This is a genomic window from Paenibacillus sp. GbtcB18 (assembly GCF_019091125.1).
In the GTDB taxonomy this organism is placed as follows: Bacteria; Bacillota; Bacilli; order Paenibacillales; family NBRC-103111; genus Paenibacillus_F; species Paenibacillus_F chitinolyticus.
Genome location: NZ_JAGXJX010000163.1, coordinates 1 through 387, shown reverse-complemented (window position 1 = coordinate 387; position 387 = coordinate 1). Strand labels below are relative to the sequence as shown.

The following is a 387-nucleotide window of genomic DNA, read 5'->3' as shown; positions in this document are numbered from 1 at the left end:
AACTGAAGTTAAAATAACCTCTAGAAAAATTCCCACCTCTTTAAAGGGTTATAAAATACTTCAAATTTCAGTTTTGCACAATAAACAATTTGGCGAAAATCAGGAAATTTTAGCTCAAAAAGTTAAAAGCATAGAACCAGATATTATTGCTATTACGGGTGATCTAATTGACAGTAGTTCATACGATGCAGAAGTTAGTATGAAAGTAATACGAAAACTTGTACAGAAGTATCAGGTATATTTTGTAACAGGAAATCATGAAAAATTGTCAGGGGAATATAACAGTTTAGAAAAAGAACTGAAGAAAAACAATGTCAATGTTTTAAGAAATGAACATGTAAGCATCCAAAAGGGTGTACACCAAATAAACTTGCTTGGTATTGATGA

At 30.5% G+C, this 387-nt stretch carries 1 protein-coding gene; it reads left to right on the top strand.

The features are described 5' to 3' along the window. Positions 1-387 (top strand): metallophosphoesterase (locus tag KVT34_RS29940; RefSeq protein ID WP_217563264.1); only part of this gene is annotated, 387 nt, incomplete at both ends.